Below are 18,268 nucleotides of genomic sequence, written 5' to 3'. Positions count from 1 at the left end.
CTAAGCAGACAGGTTTTTCGTGCTTCCTTTTACCGTTCGATTGCGATGGCGCCTTCAGGTTCTTTCAAAGGATCTTCGCTGCTGATGTGATCGTAGAACATTACACCGTTTAAATGGTCAATTTCATGCTGAAAGACGATGGCAAGCAGCCCGCGAAGTCTGAGGTCCACATTTTCTCCTTCAAGGGATACTGCTTTTACCCGGATTCTCGCATAGCGCGGAACGTATCCCGGAACAGGTCTGTCAACTGAAAGACATCCTTCTCCGCTTGTTAAGTAGCTTTTCTCAACTGAATGGCTTACAATTTTAGGGTTAAACAGAGCGTAACTGTGCAATTGGCCCTTTTCATCTGTTAACCGGATGGCAATCATCCGTTTGGAGACATTTATTTGAGGGGCTGCAAGGCCAATCCCGGGTCTCAGGCCGTATTTTTCGATCATCTCGGGATTCTGGCTGTTCTGGACATAATCAAGCAGCTCCTGTAGCGTTTTTTTATCTTCATCAGAAGGCGGCATCGGCACTTCTTCTGCAGCTTTACGCAAGGTTGGATGACCTTCCCTGATAATATCCTCCATAGTAATCACCCGGACTCACACTCCTTTTCCTGCTGAATTATCTTACTAAGTATAATGGAACTTAGATCAAACGAAAAGTCCTGCTTGTCCACCAGTATCATTTTTGGATGCGGCGGCCCACATTGTATGTGGGCTCTGCTGCCGCAAGCCATTATTAGCAGTGGCCTACAAACGCTGCTCCTACGATAATTAAAAGAATAAACAATACAACAATCAGAGCAAACGTGCGTCCATAACCAGGATAGCCGCAGCCGCCATAACCGTATCCAGGATAACCGTACATGAGAAAACCTCCTTTGAATGTAACGCTTTACCTCTGCAGCCTGTGCATCAGCCTTCAGCGTCTAATATAACCTATGTTTTTTGGTTGAATGTGTATAGACGATAGCCCAGTTCCCCAAAAAATGAATGTCATTTTGAGTTTTGAAACAAATAAAAATATTGTAAAAATAACCAGAACCTTTTATAGTAAATATGTTGAATGGGTTAGGGGGACTCGCGGTGAAAAAAATGGTTGCAGCTTCTGCAGCGCTGCTTGCCGGAGCATTATTTCTGGCAGGTTGCAGCGGACCTTCTGCAGAAGAAGAAATGTATAATGCTCTTGAAAAAGCCGTTGCGGCGGAAAGTTCGTTCGAAGATCAGCAGAAGCCATTGGTGGAACTTGAGAAAAAAGAAAACGAACTTTACGAAGAAATTATTTCACTCGGCATGAAAGAGTATGAAAAAATTGTTTCACTTTCTGAAGAAGCGCTTTCTGTCGTTGAAGAAAGAGAAAAAAGAGCCGAAGATGAAAAAGAGAGCATCATGGATTCAAAAGAAGAATTCAAAGCAGTTGAGGACATTTCAAAGGACCTGGATGATCAGGCGCTGAAAAGCAAAGCTTCTGACCTGCAAACATTGATGCAGCAGCGCTACGATGCTTACGATACGCTTTCTCCAGCATATAATGAAGCAATCGCTCTTGATAAAGAGCTGTATCAGCTTTTTCAGAAAAAAGATCTGAAGCTTGAGGAACTGGAAGCGAAAATTACGGAAATTAACAGCAGCTACGAAAAGGTGGCGGCTCTGAATAAAGAATTCAACGATCTTACTGAAAAGTACAACAAGGCTAAGATGGATTTTTACAAAAAAGCCGGAATTGAAGTCGAGCAGTCAGATGATAAAGGAAAAACGTCATGATCAAGTTCAGTGAATGCAGGGAGCAGCCGCCCCTGCATTTTTTGTATGCTGCCGAAGGATGTGTTTGGAACTGCCAAAACAAACAATGCTGTATCGATTTTTATAGTACAGAATATCAAATAGTTATAGTACAGATTGATTAAAAGGGAATAAAAGTAAAATAAAATGCGGCAAAAAGGTTGAAAGAATATCAGTATAAATCAATTGACGTATACATTTTTAATGGTGTACACTAAAACATGTTGAAATGAATTGTATTAATTTTTTTCTTCCCTTTAATTAGTACAGATTTTTGTACTGTCCAATACATAGAGAACGTTTCGGCATTCTCTAAAGTGGTATAAAGATATGTAGAGTGAAGCCTAAAAGAATGTGTCATAAGATGTCATTTTGGGAAGGCTAATGCTGTATGTGTCATATAATCAAGAATTATTTTTTATAAGAGAAAGGACAGGTGACTTAGATGGCTGCTAAAACGAAAAATGCTGTAGTTGACAGCAAAAAGCAATTTGAAGGAATTGCCAAGCAGTTTGAAACGTTCCAAATTCTGAATGAGCAGGGCGAGGTAGTAAATGAAGCTGCAATGCCGGACTTGTCAGATGACCAATTAAAAGAATTAATGCGCCGTATGGTGTATACGCGTATTTTGGACCAGCGCTCAATTTCATTGAACCGCCAGGGCCGTTTAGGCTTTTATGCACCGACAGCAGGACAGGAAGCTTCACAGATCGCTTCTCATTTTGCACTTGAAAAAGAAGATTTCGTTCTTCCTGGATACCGTGATGTGCCTCAGATTATCTGGCACGGACTTCCTTTGTACCAGGCATTCCTTTTCTCACGCGGACATTTCCACGGAAACCAGTTCCCTGAGGAAGTAAATGCATTGTCTCCTCAAATTATCATCGGTGCGCAAATCATCCAGACAGCGGGTGTTGCACTTGGTCTTAAAAAGAAAGATAAAAAAGCTGTTGCAATTACTTACACTGGTGACGGCGGAGCATCTCAGGGCGATTTCTACGAAGGAATCAACTTTGCAGGCGCTTATAAAGCACCGGCTATCTTCGTTGTGCAAAACAACCGTTTTGCAATCTCAACTCCGGTTGAAAAACAATCAGCTGCACAGACAATCGCTCAAAAAGCGGCTGCTGCAGGTATCGTAGGTATTCAAGTTGACGGCATGGATGCACTTGCTGTATACGCTGCTGTGCGTGATGCACGCGAGCGCGCTGTAAACGGAGAAGGCCCGACACTTGTTGAAACACTTACTTACCGCTATGGCCCGCATACAATGGCCGGCGATGATCCGACACGCTACCGCACAAAAGAGCTTGACACTGAGTGGGAAGAAAAAGATCCTCTTGTACGCTTCCGCAAATTCCTTGAAACAAAAGGCATCTGGAGCGAAGAAGAAGAGAACAAAGTGATCGAACAGGCGAAAGAAGATATTAAAGAAGCGATCAAAAAAGCGGATGAATATCCAAAACAAAAAGTAACAGATCTAATGGATATCATGTATGAAGAAATGCCATTCAATCTGAAAGAGCAATATGAAATCTACAAAGCAAAGGAGTCGAAGTAAGCCATGGCTCAAATGACAATGATTCAAGCAATTACGGATGCTCTCCGCACAGAACTTAAAAACGATTCAAACGTTCTTCTATTCGGAGAAGACGTTGGCGTAAACGGAGGAGTATTCCGTGCTACAGAAGGACTTCAAAAAGAATTCGGCGAAGACCGCGTGTTTGACACGCCGCTTGCTGAATCAGGAATCGGCGGTCTTGCAATCGGACTTGGCCTGACAGGTTTCCGTCCGGTTGCTGAAATCCAGTTCTTCGGTTTCGTTTACGAAGTAATGGATTCAATTTCAGGACAAATGGCACGTATGCGCTACCGTTCAGGCGGCCGCTGGAATTCTCCTGTTACAATCCGTTCACCGTTTGGCGGAGGCGTTCATACTCCTGAGATGCATGCTGACAGCTTAGAGGGTCTTATGGCGCAGCAGCCTGGTGTGAAGGTTGTTATTCCTTCAACTCCATACGATGCTAAAGGACTTTTAATCTCAGCTATCCGTGACAACGACCCAGTCGTTTTCCTTGAGCACATGAAGCTTTACCGTTCATTCCGCCAGGAAGTTCCGGAAGAAGAGTACACAATTGAAATCGGAAAAGCAGAAGTGAAGCGCGAAGGTTCAGACCTTTCCATCATCACTTACGGAGCAATGGTTCATGAATCTTTAAAAGCGGCTGAAGAGCTTGAAAAAGAAGGCGTTTCTGCAGAAGTTATCGACCTTCGCACAATCAGCCCGATTGATATTGACGCAATTATTGCATCTGTTGAAAAAACAGGACGTGCAATCGTTGTACAGGAAGCTCAAAAGCAAGCCGGCATTGCAGCTAATGTAGTGGCTGAAATCAACGACCGCGCTATTTTAAGCCTTGAAGCACCTGTGCTTCGCGTAGCTGCTCCTGACACTGTTTTCCCATTCTCTCAAGCAGAGGGCGTTTGGCTTCCTAACTTCAAGGATGTCATTGAAACAGCTAAGAAAGTAATGAATTTCTAATTATACATTTATGAAAAGAAATCAGTTGGTCCGGGCAGAGTGTTATTGTTTCATGATGGAGCGCATCGAAGGCGCAAAAGCATTTGAACGAACAAAGTTCTTCCGAAACCTGATACCTGGTTTCTTTTCCATATGAAAAATAGGAGGTAGTATACCGTGTCTTTCGAATTTAAAATGCCGGATATCGGTGAAGGTATCCACGAAGGTGAGATTGTAAAGTGGTTTATCAAGCCTGGCGATGAAGTAAACGAAGATGATGTTCTGGCTGAGATTCAGAATGATAAAGCAGTCGTAGAAATTCCTTCTCCTGTTAAAGGAAAAGTAATTGAAGTTAAAGTAGAAGAGGGAACTGTTGCTACAGTTGGACAAACCCTGATCACATTTGATGCACCAGGTTACGAAAACCTTAAATTCAAAGGTGACGACCATGGTGATGAGCCTGCTAAAGAAGAACCTAAAAAAGAGGAAGCTCAAGTTCAGGCTACAGCTGAAGCCGGCCAGGACGTGAAAAAAGAAGAAGCTCCTAAACAGGAAGCAGAAGCAGCAACTGGTGCAGGTGCACAAGATCAGGCTGATGCAGATCCAAACAAGCGAGTAATCGCAATGCCTTCAGTACGTAAATATGCCCGTGAAAAAGGCGTTGAAATCCGCCAGGTATCAGGTTCAGGCAAAAACGGCCGCGTAAGCAAAGAAGATATCGACGCATTCCTTGAAGGCGGTTCGAAACCTGCTGCTGAAGCTCAGGCTGAAGCTCCGCAAGCAGAAGCTAAGGAAGAAAAAGCAGAGCAAAAAGCACCTGCTAAACAAGCTGTTCCAGAAGGCGATTTCCCTGAAACACGCGAAAAAATGAGCCCGATGAGAAAAGCTATCGCTAAAGCAATGGTTAACTCCAAGCATACAGCTCCTCACGTAACATTGATGGACGAAGTGGACGTAACAAAACTTGTTGCTCACAGAAAACAGTTCAAAGGTGTTGCAGCCGAGCAGGGTATTAAGTTAACATATTTACCGTACGTAGTGAAAGCTCTTACATCAGCGCTTAAGAAATACCCGGTTCTTAATACTTCAATCGATGACAAAACCGAAGAAGTTGTTCAAAAGCATTACTACAACATCGGTATTGCTGCTGACACAGAAAAAGGACTTATGGTTCCTGTTGTTAAAAACGCAGAACGCAAATCAGTCTTTGAAATTTCTGATGAAATTAACGGCCTGGCAACTAAAGCCCGCGACGGTAAACTTTCTGCTGCGGAAATGAAAGGCGCTTCTTGCACGATTACAAACATCGGTTCTGCAGGCGGACAGTGGTTCACTCCGGTTATCAACCATCCAGAGGTTGCGATTCTTGGAATCGGCCGCATCGCTGAAAAAGCAATCGTTGTTGACGGAGAAATTGTTGCTGCTCCAGTACTTGCGCTGTCACTTAGCTTTGACCACCGCATGATTGATGGTGCTACAGCACAAAATGCTCTAAATCACATCAAGCGTTTATTGAACGACCCACAACTTATTTTAATGGAGGCGTAATTCAATGGTAGTAGGAGATTTCCCTATTGAAACAGATACTCTTGTCATTGGTGCGGGACCTGGCGGCTATGTAGCTGCCATCCGCGCTGCACAGCTCGGACAAAAAGTAACAATCGTAGAAAAAGCAAACCTTGGCGGCGTTTGCCTTAACGTAGGATGTATTCCTTCAAAAGCTTTAATTGCTGCAGGTCACCGCTTTGAGAATGCCAAGCATTCTGAAGACATGGGAATTAAAGCCGAAAACGTAACAGTTGACTTTACAAAAGTACAGGAATTCAAAGCTGGCGTTGTAAAGAAACTTGTCGGCGGAGTTGAAGGACTTCTTAAAGGAAACAAAGTTGAGATTGTCCGCGGAGAAGCTTACTTTGTTGACAGCGAATCTATTAAAGTAATGGATGACAACTCATCTCAAACGTACAAATTCAAAAACGCAATCATTGCTACTGGATCCCGTCCAATTGAAATTCCAGGATTCAAATACTCTAAAAGAGTGCTTGATTCAACTGGTGCTCTAAGCTTGAACGAAATTCCAAAGAAAATTGTTGTCATCGGTGCAGGCTACATAGGCACTGAGCTTGGTACAGCTTATGCCAACTTTGGTTCTGAAGTTGTCTTCATTGAGGCAATGGATGAAATCCTTATGGGCTTTGAAAAGCAAATGAGCTCTCTTGTTAAGCGTAACCTTAAGAAAAAAGGCAACGTTGAAATTCATACAAAAGCAAAAGCAAAGTCTGTTGAAGAAACAGAAAACGGCGTAAAAGTAACCTTTGAAGTTAAAGGCGAAGAGCAGACAGTTGAAGCGGATTACCTGCTTGTAACGGTTGGCCGCCGTGCGAACACAGATGAGCTTGGACTTGAGCAGGTAGGCGTTGAAATGTCAGACCGCGGCGTGATCAAAATTGATAAGCAGTGCCGTACAAGCGTTTCTAACATCTACGCAATCGGTGACATCGTTGAAGGTCCTCCGCTTGCTCATAAAGCTTCATACGAAGGTAAAATTGCTGCTGAAGCAATTGCCGGCGAGCATGCTGAAATCGACTACCTCGGAATTCCTGCAGTTGTATTCTCTGAGCCTGAACTGGCTACAGTTGGATACACAGAAACACAGGCTAAAGAAGAAGGAATCGAAGTTGTTGCAGCGAAGTTCCCATTTGCTGCTAACGGACGTGCTCTTTCTCTTAACGAAACAGACGGCTTCTTGAAACTTGTTACACGCAAAGAAGACGGACTTGTCATCGGAGCGCAAATTGCAGGTGCGGCTGCTTCTGATATGATTTCAGAACTTAGCCTTGCAATTGAAGCTGGCATGACTGCTGAAGATATCGCAATGACGATTCATGCGCATCCAACATTGGGAGAAATCACAATGGAAGCTGCTGAAGTTGCAATCGGAAGCCCAATCCACATTATTAAATAAGTACCAAACCCCCTGATGGCATGCATCAGGGGGTTTTTTTGCATAAAAAAATAGACGGTGTGAAAGCCGTCTATCGATCTCCGCTGCTGCCTGAAAGTGCTTTAACAACGGGATTAATAATTTCTTCCTTTGTTCCTACGTGGCCTTCAATCTGGAAGAGGACGCGATTATCGTCTACAACCACAAGGGAAGGAAATGTATCAATATCTACCGGATAGTCTTCATCACTGCTTGTTTCAACAAATTCCAAGTCTTCCACTTCGTCGGGAAAATCCTGTTTCAGATCAATCAGAGCATCAAAATAAACAGATTCCCGGTGTTCATCTTGTTCATCTGAAAAAAACAGCAGTTTTTTATCATCGTCTTCTGGACGCAGCGATTCAGAGGATATATTCAGACTGCAAGATGAAAGAAGAAAAACTGGCATGATGAAGGCGACAATGACCGACTTTGCCATATTGTCCACCCCTTTTAATGAAATGGTCGTAACGGTCCGAACTAAGTCCTACTTCGTACCCATTTTACAGTTTCCGTTAATCTAAATTAATGCTATTTTATCATGTTTTCCGAATATTCCCCTGAATGTTACCTATTTGTCACAAAAATGAAAAATAGAAAGACAGTTTGTCGCTAAAATTAACAATTAACTTTAAAACAAGGTGGATCGGTGAGAGGGAGACGGAAGAATGCATACCCTTCAAAACTGAAATTCGATATGGGAGGGTAAGAAAGAGGAGAATGCGTACCCTCCGAAACTGAAAAACGATATGAGAGGGTAAGCAAGAGGAGAATGCGTCCCCTCGAAAACTGAAAAACGATATGGGAAGGTAAGCAAGAGGAGAATGCGTCCCCTCGAAAACTGAAAAACGATATGGGAGGGTAAGCAAGAGGAAAATGCGTACCTTCCGAAACTGAAATTCGATATGGGAGGGTAAGCAACAGGAGAATGCGTCCCCTCATAAACTGAAATTCGATATGGGAGGGTAAGAAAGAACAAAGAAAAAGACACTTTTTTATAAAGTGTCTTTTTTAGTCTCAGTCCGATTCATGACAGGGAATTTTTCGCGTCTCAATGATTTCATCAATGATATGACCATCAAAATCATGATGACAGCAAACGGAAGTGCAGCAATTATCGATGCCCTCTGAAGAGCTTCAAGACCGCCAATCCATAATAGAACGGCAGCTGCAGCAGATTGGATGATGCCCCATACAAATTTGATTTTGCCAGATGGATTTAAGTCTCCGTCTGTTGTCTGCATGCCAAGCACGAAAGTTGCCGAATCGGCTGAAGTAATAAAGAAAGTGCTGATCAAAAGAATAGCAAGCAGAGACATAAACATGCCAAACGGGAATTGTTCAAGGACAGCAAACAGGGCGACTTCCATTCCCTTGTCATTGACAATATCCATAATGGGCTTTTTCATAAAGTGCTGCAGGTATAAAGCAGAACCTCCGAATACTGAGAACCACAATGCCCCGAAAATGGTTGGAACAGCAAGAACACCAATCAGGAATTCTCTGATCGTTCTTCCTCTGGAAATCCGCGCGATAAATGTCCCCACGAACGGAGCCCACGAAATCCACCATGCCCAGTAAAAGATTGTCCAATCCTGAACCCATGTGCTTTCCTCGTTAAATGGCGTAAGGCGGAAGCTCATGTAGGTTAAATTCTGCAAATATCCGCCAATGGTTGTCGTGAACAAATCCATGATGAAATTTGTCGGCCCTGCAAAAAGCAGAAAGAGCATGAGGGCAATAGCAAGGATAATATTTACATTACTGAGAATTTTAATTCCTTTATCAAGCCCTGTTTGAGCAGACAGCATGAAAAGAAAGGTTACAATCACAATAATAATCAGCTGGGTTGAAAACGAATTGCTGATTCCATCAAACAAGTAGGAGACACCTGCACCAATTTGAATGGCGCCGAGTCCAAGTGACGTTGCGACTCCAAAAATGGTGGCAAACACTGCAAGGAAGTCTATCAGTACACCAAGCTTTCCATCAGCACGGTCTCCAAAAAGCGGTCTGAGAATATTGCTGATGACTCCGTTTTGATTTTTCCTGAACGTAAAATATGCAAGTGATAAAGCGATAACCGAGTAAATGGCCCATGGATGAAGCCCCCAATGGAAAAAGGAGTAGCGCATTGCAGCACGGGCAGATTCATCCGTAAACCCTTCACCGGATGGAGGTGCGCTGTAATGATTCATCGGCTCAGATACTCCCCAGAACACAAGCCCGATTCCCATGCCGGCACTGAAAAGCATCGCAAACCAGCTGAGGTAAGAATACTTCGGTTCATCATCATCATTTCCAAGCTTGATATTTCCGTATTTTGTAAATATTAATCCGATGGCAAAAATGAGAAAAAAGGAAGCGGTCAGCATATAAAACCAGCCGAATTTTTCAATAATAAATCCGTGGATAAGTGTCGTTACGTTTGACAGATTGGCACTTCCGATTATGCTCTTTGGAATGGCTCCCCATACAATAAAAAGAACAGAAACGATGAGAGAAAGGACAAAAACAGGTGTCAGTTTTTTCATATTCAGACCTCCTTCAAAATAGGAAATAAGAAGTGTTGTTAATTAATTCCTCTTCCTATATAGTGAAGCAATCGGCGGCAAATTATTCTAAAAAGAATATACCGGGGAGGAAAGAACGTGAGAAAAGCACTCTGTATGACGGCAGCAGCTTTTTTGCTTGCAGGATGCACTGCATCAGGGACCGGCGGCAATAAAGAAGAAAATCCTCCTGCGGAAAAGAAAACGGTACATGAAGCAGGGAAGGAAAAACCAGAGCCTGCAGCGGATTTGGAATCAGATAAAAAGGCTGAACAGCCAGCCATATTGGATAAAACACCAAAATATAAACTTGATCCGGCAAATTGGTCAATTAAGCCTTTGAGTCCTGACGTCAGCCCGAAAGCGGTGCTTCTGACTATCGATGATGCTCCAGATCAGTACAGTGTGGGGATGGCACAGACATTGAAAAAGATGGGAGTAAAGGCGATCTTCTTTGTAAATGGTCATTTTCTGGATACGGAAGAGGAAAAAGCAAGACTAAAAGAGATTTATCAGCTTGGTTTCCCTATAGGAAATCATACAATGACCCATTCCAATCTTAAGGACCTGACCCCTTCAGAACAGAAAAGCGAAATTGCCGGTCTGAATGATCTTGTTGAGCAAATAACGGGTGAACGTCCCCGTTTTTTCAGAGCTCCGTTTGGAAGCAACACAGATGAAAGCAGAAAAATTGCGGAAGAGGAAAAGATGGTGCTGATGAACTGGACGTACGGCTACGACTGGGAAAGTGATTACCAGACAAAAGAAGCACTGACAGAAATCATGATCAATACTCCATACTTGACTGATGGTGCAAACTTGCTGATGCATGACCGCAAGTGGACAAGCGAAGCATTAAGCTCCATTGTGACAGGACTTAAGCAAAAAGGGTATGAAATTGCTGACCCTGATGCAATTGAAACTCCACTTTAGAACAAAAAAAGCGATCTTTGATGATCGCTTTTTTCATCGTTTATAATAGTACATCTTCCTTCCATTGAATAAGGTCAGTTCCCCTTTTAGTTTTTTTGCCAGAAACTTTGAAAATTCATTTGCTTTATTTCTGTCGCCGTATTTCGAATCTGCCGGCAGGGTAATTTGCAGAAATGAAAAGGCCTCTTCATTTACGGGACCTGCTCCAATATACATTTTTGCATAGCCGCGCTCCTCAGAAGTAAGGGAGAGATACCCTTCCTTTTGAGTGCACTCGTATGGAAAAGCTGACTGGTCATAGTCAAACTGCAGCTGTTTGCCCGTTTTGCCTGTTATCTCTTTGTAATAAAGAAAGAGCTCCTCAACCTGTTCAAGGGATATTGTCTGCTGAGCAGAACCTTCAACTAAATGAATAAAAGCGTGTGAGGCCATTGCGTCAACTCCTAAGCACAATTTTATAACTGTCCGATTATTTAAAATATTACATATTATCCGCCTGCTTGCAAGTTCAAGGGGAAATGATTGTGCTCTCTTGAATTATGAAGTATAATTAATCTGAATAATCTGATAAAAAGAAGGAGGCCATCATGAACACATTGGAAAAGTTTTATGATGATACCGAACAGGCGAATGTCAGGTATGTTGGTTTTGCTTCCAGTGATTTGAGGTACGATATGGCCATCGTGTATTCAGGCATGTTTTTTGGCAAACCGCTCGTCATCTGCCTTCAGACCGGAAAATCAGTTCTCCTTGACTCATCAGATATCGAAGACCTCGAATTCCTCATGCGCACCTTTCGGATTGAAACACTGCAGCAGGCAGCAGAACTGTCAGATTTCTTCCGTGACGTCATCCCTTCCGCCCAATTAACCACTCAATATGAATAGTGAACTAAAAACTGGCGAACAGATCCGTTCGCCAGTTTTTTTATACCTTTTCAAAAAAAGAATACTTTTAGAGATAAAAAGATTAAATGTGTTATACAATTTAGGCTTGACGGATTAAATGTGTTATATTATTATAAACTTACAAAGTATTAAGCGCTTTCAAATAGTGCTAATCCATTCAAAAAGGGGTATGGAAATGGGAACAATCGTCTGTCAAACCTGCAACGGAACAATCGATCATTTTGAAGATGAAAAGGTCAGTGTTTTGTACGGAAAATGCACAAGCTGCGATTGCCAAGTACTAGAGAGAGAAATGACAGTTATTCAAGGGGTTTAAATAGAGGATTGAAAAGCATGCAGGGGGGCCTGCATGCTTTTTTTGCTGTCTAAAAAAGGGCGGTGCACAAGGCAGAGATAGAAACCTATAAAGCAGACGGAACAAATTATAGGTATGCAAAGCGTTAAAATGGTACCTCATAAATCAGACAGAACAAATTATAAGGATGCAAAGCTTCAAAATGATACCCCATAAATAAGTCGGAGCAAATTATAGGGAAGCAAAAAGCGAAATTGGTACCTCATAAATCAGACAGAATAAATCATAGGGATGCAAAGCTTCAAAATGATACTTCATAAATCAGACGGAGCAAATTATAGGGATGCAAAGCGTCAAAATGGTACCTCATAAATCAGACAGAACAAATTATAGGGAAGCAAAAAGCCAGAATGATAACCCATAAATCAGACAGAACAAATTATAGGGAAGCAAAAAGCGGAAATGGTACCCTATAAATAAGACAGAGCAAACCATAAGGCTGCCCAGCATCACACCGACCACTGTTATCCTCAGCACAATGGCTGAGCAATTCAGTCAGATAAATGATAAATCAAACCCCCGGGAACTGAATCCCGGGGGTTTTAGCATGCGCCATGCTTCGATTAGATTATTTAATTGCTCTATGCTCTTTGATTACGCGCAGGTAATGGAGTTCCGGATCTTCCGGCCCCTGGACGGGAAGACCGACTTCAAGATTTTTGCGCACATATGAGAGATTCTCTTCTGAAATGATTTCTCCTGGAATGAAAATTGGAATCCCCGGAGGATACACCATGATAAACTCTGCAATGATCCTGCCTGCAGATTCTGAGAATGGAACGATTTCTGTGTCAGCGTAGAAAGCGTCACGCGGCGTTAAAGCTAATACTGGAATATCCGGCAGCATGACCTCCGGCTTTGCTTTATCAGCTGATGCGTGTGCAAATTGCGCGGACAGCGCCTGCAGCGCTTCAACGAGGATTCCGGTTTCTCTTTCCGTGTCACCAGGTGTGATGATGCAGAGAATGTTGTATAAATCGGACATTTCCACTTCGATGTTATAGTTTTCGCGCAGCCATTTTTCTACATCGTAGCCGTTCAGTCCGAGTTCCTTAATGGAGATAATTAATTTCGTCGGATCGTAGTCATAAGCAGCCTTTGTGCCGATGATTTCTTCTCCGATGCATTCAATTTTATCAATCGCGTTGATTCTGTTTCTTGTCTCATTGGCAAGCTGTATCGCTCTTTCAGCAAGAGCGCGTCCCTCTGTGGCCAGCCTCTTTCTTGCAACGTCAAGTGATGCAAGAAGCAGATAGGAAGTGGACGTTGTTGTCAGCATGCTCAGGATTGTCTGGACTCTCTGAACCGAAACAAGTCCTTCCCGTACATTGAGGATCGAACTTTGGGTCATTGAGCCGCCGAGCTTATGAACACTTGTAGCAGCCATATCAGCGCCTGCCTGCATCGCTGAAAGCGGCAGGTCATCATGAAAATGAATGTGCACGCCGTGTGCTTCATCGACAAGGACCGGCACGTTATAGGAATGGGAGATTTCTACGATTTTTTTCAAATCAGCTGAAACGCCAAAGTACGTAGGGTTGATGACGAGCAGCCCTTTTGCATCAGGGTGCTGCTCAAGCGCATGTTCAACAGATTCGGTTGTTATGCCGTGTGAAATGCCGAGGTCTTTGTCAATCTCAGGGTGGATAAAGATCGGTGTTGCACCTGAGAAAACAACAGCGGACATAACAGATTTATGAACATTGCGCGGGACAAGAATTTTATCTCCAGGTCCGCAAACGGCCATTACCATGGTCATGATGGCTCCGCTCGTGCCCTGCACAGAGAAGAATGTATAATCAGCTCCGAATGCTTCTGCTGCGAGTTCCTGGGCTTTTTTTATCATGCCTTTAGGAGAGTGGAGATCATCCAGAGGGCCGATGTTGATCAAATCTATAGATAAAGCAGATTCCCCGATAAAAGATCTGAATTCAGGGTCAATGCCTGCTCCTTTTTTATGTCCAGGAATATGGAATTGTACAGGATCTTTCTTTGCGTGTTCTTTGAGCCCTGTAAATAACGGTGTTTCATATTGCGACAATTTGTATTCCCACCTTCTTTAGTGCGTAATCTATTTTCATCACGTTCATTTACACATAAAACAAGTGAATTATATCACTTTCTACAAGGATTGGAAAGGAGTTTTTAGCGGGCAGATATACGAGGGACAGTGAATATTTAACAGAATTTTTAGAATAATAGTTGTCTTTTTTGGGAGAATCATATTATGATAGAAACAGAACTACATACCAACCGGTTAGTAAGGTGGATGAAAGGGTGATGAGAGTTGAATTTCTCGTATTCAGAAAAGGTAGTTGAGCTGCAGAAGCAGGTAATTTCTTTTATGGAAGAATTCGTCTATCCGAATGAAAAGAAATATGAAGAGCAATTAAATGAACAGGAAACGAGATGGTCTGCTATTCCTCCAATTATGGAGGAGCTGAAAGCCAAAGCAAAGGAACGGGGACTGTGGAACTTGTTCCTGCCTGAAAGCGAATATGGTGCCGGGCTGACAAATCTTGAATATGCTCCGCTCTGTGAGATTATGGGCCGTTCGCTGCTCGCTCCGGAAGTGTTCAACTGTGCCGCACCAGATACCGGAAACATGGAAGTGCTTGTGAGGTATGGATCGGATGAACAAAAAGAAAAATGGCTGAAACCGCTGCTTGCCGGCGAGATCCGTTCTTGCTTCTCCATGACAGAACCGGACGTTGCGTCAGCCGATGCGACAAATATTGAAGCGAGCATTATCCGCGATGGCAATGAGTATGTCATCAACGGGAGAAAATGGTGGTCCTCAGGTGCAGGCGATCCGCGCTGCAAGATTGCGATTTTTATGGGGAAATCCGATTTTCATGCTCCTAAATATGAACAGCAGTCTATGATTCTCGTGCCGCTCGATACTCCGGGAGTTACCATTGAAAGAGTCCTTCCTGTTTTCGGCTATGATCACGCTCCGCACGGCCACGCTGAAATTACGTTTAAAGATGTCCGCGTTCCTGCAGAAAATATGCTTCTTGGAGAAGGAAGAGGATTTGAGATTGCACAGGGACGTCTTGGCCCGGGCCGCATCCATCACTGCATGCGTTTAATAGGAGCTGCAGAACGTGCTCTTGAAGAATTATGTAAGCGTGTACAAACAAGAGAAGCCTTCGGCAAACCGATTTCAAGCCAGGGGGTTGTCAGAGAATGGATCGCTGATTCCCGGATTGAGATTGAGCAGGCCAGGCTGCTGACGCTGAAAGCCGCCTATATGATGGATACGGTCGGAAACAAACAGGCGAAAACGGAAATTGCCATGATTAAAGTGATTGCTCCAAACATGGCATTGAAAGTCATTGACCGCGCCATCCAGGCATTCGGAGCAGCTGGGGTCAGCGAAGATACACCGCTTGCGGCTCAGTGGGCAGGTGCAAGAACGCTCAGAATCGCCGACGGTCCTGATGAGGTTCACCGTGCACAGCTGGCAAGACTTGAACTGAAAAAATACGATGTGAATCTGCAGACCGTATAAGGAGGAATATCATGCACATCAAGGAACTTTTTGATCTAAAAGACAAGGTCGCCATTATTACAGGCGGCGGCAGGGGTCTTGGTGCCCAGATGGCGGAAGGCTTCGCCCAGGCCGGCGCATCACTTGTGCTCTGCTCCAGAAAGGCTGCTGCATGCGAGGATACAGCCCAAAAGCTGAGCCGTGAATACGGAGTCAAGGCGATCGCACTCGGCTGTGACGTGACGAATCAGGATGATGTAAAAAATGTGGTGCAGACAGCAGTGGACACGTTCGGAAAAATTGACATTCTCGTCAATAACAGCGGTGCTACATGGGGAGCTCCGGTACAGGACTTGCCGCTTGATGCGTGGAATAAAGTCATGAATGTGAATGTAACAGGCACCTTCCTGATGTCACAGGAAGCAGGAAGGCACATGATCCAGCAGAAAAGCGGAAAAATCATCAACATTGCTTCCGTTGCAGGCCTTGGAGGGACGGACCCCCGTTACATGGACACGATTGCCTATAACACCAGTAAAGGAGCCGTTATTACCTTTACAAAAGATTTAGCTGTGAAATGGGGGCAGTACAACATCAATGTCAACGCCATTGCCCCGGGATTTTTCCCGACAAAAATGTCCCAGGTCATTATTGAAAATGGAAAAGACCATTTCCTGAACATGACGCCGCTCAAGAGGTTTGGGACGGACCAGGATTTAAAAGGAGCTGCATTGTTCCTTGCAGCTAAAGCATCAGACTTTATGACTGGTGATGTTCTCGTCATTGATGGCGGAACACATGCCATGTAAGGAGGAAGAAGAATGAACAGAGATCCTGTCATTGTAGCGGCAGTCAGAACACCCATCGGACGGCAGGGCGGTGCGCTCTCCGCCATGGAACCGAATGAGTTCGGGGCAATCGTGATAAAAGAAGCCATGAACCGTGCAGGCGTTACGGCAGATATGATTGATGACGTTATTTTTGGAAACGTCCTGTCAGGCGGAGGCAATATTGCAAGACTCACTGCCTTGACAACCGGCCTTTCCATCAGCATTCCGGGACTGACAGTAGACCGGCAGTGCGGCTCTGGCATCAATGCAGTCTGTCTTGCTGCCCAGGCCATCAAAGCCGGTGACGGAGATGTCTACATTGCCGGAGGAACAGAAAGCATGTCCCTTGCGCCATATTTAATGGAAAAGCCGAAAAAAGCATTTAGTCCTGCGCCTCCGAGATTTAAGTCAGCCGTTCTTTCACCGAAGGAAATCGGTAATCCGCCAATGGGCATTACGGCTGAAAATCTGGCGGTTAAATACGAAATAAGCAGGGAAGAGCAGGATGAATATGCACTGAGAAGCCAGCAGCGGATGGCTGCAGCTGTCGAAGAAGGCAGATTTGACGAACAGATTGTGCCCGTCCCGGTCCCTCAGCGAAAAGGGGAGCCGCTTCTATTTGAAAAAGACGAGCACCCGCGTCCGAATACGACGATTCAGGGATTGGAAGCACTCCAGCCTGCATTTAAAGAAGGCGGAACCGTTACAGCAGGAAGCAGTTCAGGCTTAAATGACGCGGCATCTGCTGTTGTGGTCATGTCACGCGAAAAAGCGGCGGAGCTTGGACTAAAACCGCTGTGCACAGTCAGACAGTATGCAGTCGCAGGCGTAGACCCGAACATTATGGGGATAGGTCCGGTTCCGGCAGTAAAGCTTGCACTTGAGAAATCAGGCCTTTCACTCAGCGACATGGATTTGATTGAACTTAACGAGGCGTTCGCCGCTCAAGTTCTTGCATGTGACCGTGAACTGCAGTTTGACCACAGCAAATTGAACGTTAACGGCGGGGCGATTGCCCATGGACATCCATTAGGTGCGACAGGCGCGATTCTTATGACGAAAGCCGTATACGAACTGCAGCGGTCAGGCGGCCGCTTTGCGTTGATTACGGCCTGCATCGGAGGGGGCCAGGGAATCGCCGCCATTATTGAAAGAGAGTCTGAGTGATGAGGCTTAAGGGGAAAACAGCTGTCATAACGGGGGGAGCGGGAGGAATAGGCAGAGCAACGGCTTTCCTCTTTGCTGAACATGGAGCAAATGTCGTGATTGGAGATGCCGATCAGGAGGCCGGGGAAAAAACAGCTGCAGCTGTGAGAGAAAAAGGCTTCTCCTGTCTTTTTGTCCATACAGATGCAGCAAAGGCTGAAGATGTAGAAAGACTGATGGATGGGGCTGTTGGCGAATACGGGGGTCTTCATATCCTGTTTAACAACGCCGGTGTTTCAAATCAGAGTGTAAAGCTTCATGATATGGAAGAAATGGAATGGGACAGAGTCGTTGACATTAACTTGAAGGGTGTTTTCCTCGGCATGAAATATGCTGTTCCGCATATGAAACAGAGCGGAGGCGGATCGATTATCAATACGTCGAGCGTGTTGGCATAAAAGGAAAAAAGCGAATGGCTCCTTATAATGCCTCGAAAGCCGGAGTCATCGCTCTCACTAAAAATGCCGCGCTTGATTATGGGAAAGACGGGATCCGGGTCAATGCCATTGCTCCGGGTGTGATTGATACAGCCATTGTGGATGAATGGCGGAATGATGAACGAAGATGGGGAATTTATACAACTTCCAATGCGCTCGGCAGAATCGGCCAGCCTGAAGAAATCGCTAAGGCTGTGCTGTTTTTGGCAAGCGATGATGCCTCATATGTAACAGCTGCTGCTCTGTTGGCAGATGGAGGAACGATTACCTTTTGAAAA

At 44.4% G+C, this 18,268-nt stretch carries 17 protein-coding genes and 1 pseudogene; 12 read left to right on the top strand and 6 right to left on the bottom strand.

The window, feature by feature from the left end; all coding sequences use genetic code 11:
- Positions 1–29: 29 nt before the first annotated feature.
- Together def and MHB63_00335 are read right to left on the bottom strand one after the other, a co-directional pair.
- Positions 30–584: a peptide deformylase gene (gene def, locus MHB63_00340; GenBank protein MEK3805033.1), complete on the bottom strand. Its 555-nt coding sequence runs from the start codon at positions 582–584 to the stop codon at positions 30–32.
- A gap of 145 nt (positions 585–729) precedes the next feature.
- A complete protein-coding gene (locus tag MHB63_00335; protein ID MEK3805032.1) occupies positions 730–858 on the bottom strand; it encodes a YjcZ family sporulation protein in 129 nt (42 codons plus the stop codon).
- Positions 859–1,085: 227 nt separating this feature from the next.
- Between MHB63_00335 and MHB63_00330 the strand changes: the two genes are divergently transcribed.
- The 5 genes from MHB63_00330 (at position 1,086) to lpdA (ending at position 7,258) form a co-directional block, all read left to right on the top strand.
- Positions 1,086–1,754, top strand: coding sequence for a YkyA family protein (locus MHB63_00330; GenBank protein ID MEK3805031.1), 669 nt, complete (start codon positions 1,086–1,088; stop codon positions 1,752–1,754).
- A gap of 463 nt (positions 1,755–2,217) precedes the next feature.
- Positions 2,218–3,333 (top strand): pyruvate dehydrogenase (acetyl-transferring) E1 component subunit alpha, encoded by a 1,116-nt coding sequence (gene pdhA, locus MHB63_00325; protein MEK3805030.1) that lies wholly within the window; start codon positions 2,218–2,220, stop codon positions 3,331–3,333.
- A 3-nt stretch (positions 3,334–3,336) separates the two neighbouring features.
- Positions 3,337–4,314, top strand: a complete 978-nt coding sequence (locus tag MHB63_00320; GenBank protein MEK3805029.1) for an alpha-ketoacid dehydrogenase subunit beta — start codon at positions 3,337–3,339, stop codon at positions 4,312–4,314.
- A 156-nt stretch (positions 4,315–4,470) separates the two neighbouring features.
- On the top strand, positions 4,471–5,841 hold the full coding sequence (locus MHB63_00315) for a dihydrolipoamide acetyltransferase family protein (GenBank protein ID MEK3805028.1): 1,371 nt from the start codon (positions 4,471–4,473) through the stop codon (positions 5,839–5,841).
- Positions 5,842–5,845: 4 nt separating this feature from the next.
- A complete protein-coding gene (gene lpdA / locus MHB63_00310) occupies positions 5,846–7,258 on the top strand; it encodes a dihydrolipoyl dehydrogenase (protein MEK3805027.1) in 1,413 nt (470 codons plus the stop codon).
- Positions 7,259–7,328: 70 nt separating this feature from the next.
- Here the strand turns inward: lpdA and MHB63_00305 are convergent, their stop codons facing one another.
- On the bottom strand, positions 7,329–7,715 hold the full coding sequence (locus tag MHB63_00305; protein ID MEK3805026.1) for a hypothetical protein: 387 nt from the start codon (positions 7,713–7,715) through the stop codon (positions 7,329–7,331).
- 556 nt (positions 7,716–8,271) lie between these two features.
- Complete coding sequence (locus MHB63_00300; GenBank protein MEK3805025.1) at positions 8,272–9,810, bottom strand: BCCT family transporter; 1,539 nt, start codon at positions 9,808–9,810, stop codon at positions 8,272–8,274.
- Positions 9,811–9,927: 117 nt separating this feature from the next.
- Here MHB63_00300 and MHB63_00295 point away from each other — a divergent pair, with 117 nt between their 5' ends.
- Positions 9,928–10,761 (top strand): polysaccharide deacetylase family protein, encoded by an 834-nt coding sequence (locus tag MHB63_00295; GenBank protein ID MEK3805024.1) that lies wholly within the window; start codon positions 9,928–9,930, stop codon positions 10,759–10,761.
- Positions 10,762–10,794: 33 nt separating this feature from the next.
- Here MHB63_00295 and MHB63_00290 read toward each other — a convergent pair whose 3' ends face one another.
- Positions 10,795–11,193 (bottom strand): DUF1885 family protein, encoded by a 399-nt coding sequence (locus tag MHB63_00290; protein MEK3805023.1) that lies wholly within the window; start codon positions 11,191–11,193, stop codon positions 10,795–10,797.
- Between the two features lie 155 nt (positions 11,194–11,348).
- Here MHB63_00290 and MHB63_00285 point away from each other — a divergent pair, with 155 nt between their 5' ends.
- A complete protein-coding gene (locus tag MHB63_00285; protein ID MEK3805022.1) occupies positions 11,349–11,648 on the top strand; it encodes a DUF3055 domain-containing protein in 300 nt (99 codons plus the stop codon).
- A gap of 196 nt (positions 11,649–11,844) precedes the next feature.
- Complete coding sequence (locus MHB63_00280) at positions 11,845–11,985, top strand: GapA-binding peptide SR1P (protein MEK3805021.1); 141 nt, start codon at positions 11,845–11,847, stop codon at positions 11,983–11,985.
- Positions 11,986–12,592: 607 nt separating this feature from the next.
- On the opposite strand, the gene MHB63_00275 is transcribed toward MHB63_00280, so the two are convergent.
- Complete coding sequence (locus MHB63_00275) at positions 12,593–14,065, bottom strand: aminotransferase class I/II-fold pyridoxal phosphate-dependent enzyme (protein ID MEK3805020.1); 1,473 nt, start codon at positions 14,063–14,065, stop codon at positions 12,593–12,595.
- A 246-nt stretch (positions 14,066–14,311) separates the two neighbouring features.
- Here MHB63_00275 and MHB63_00270 point away from each other — a divergent pair, with 246 nt between their 5' ends.
- The 4 genes and pseudogenes from MHB63_00270 (at position 14,312) to MHB63_00255 (ending at position 18,265) form a co-directional block, all read left to right on the top strand.
- Positions 14,312–15,538, top strand: a complete 1,227-nt coding sequence (locus MHB63_00270; protein MEK3805019.1) for an acyl-CoA dehydrogenase — start codon at positions 14,312–14,314, stop codon at positions 15,536–15,538.
- Positions 15,539–15,549: 11 nt separating this feature from the next.
- Positions 15,550–16,326 (top strand): SDR family oxidoreductase, encoded by a 777-nt coding sequence (locus MHB63_00265; GenBank protein MEK3805018.1) that lies wholly within the window; start codon positions 15,550–15,552, stop codon positions 16,324–16,326.
- A gap of 12 nt (positions 16,327–16,338) precedes the next feature.
- On the top strand, positions 16,339–17,514 hold the full coding sequence (locus MHB63_00260; protein MEK3805017.1) for a thiolase family protein: 1,176 nt from the start codon (positions 16,339–16,341) through the stop codon (positions 17,512–17,514).
- Positions 17,514–18,265, top strand: a pseudogene (locus MHB63_00255) (SDR family NAD(P)-dependent oxidoreductase). Before MHB63_00260 ends, MHB63_00255 begins: the two are co-directional and overlap by 1 nt.
- The last annotated feature ends 3 nt before the right edge of the window (positions 18,266–18,268 follow it).

Origin of the sequence: Bacillus sp. FSL H8-0547, assembly GCA_038002745.1 — a bacterium.
Lineage (GTDB): Bacteria > Bacillota > Bacilli > Bacillales > Bacillaceae > Bacillus_P.
This window is presented reverse-complemented; position numbering and strand designations above follow the sequence as displayed.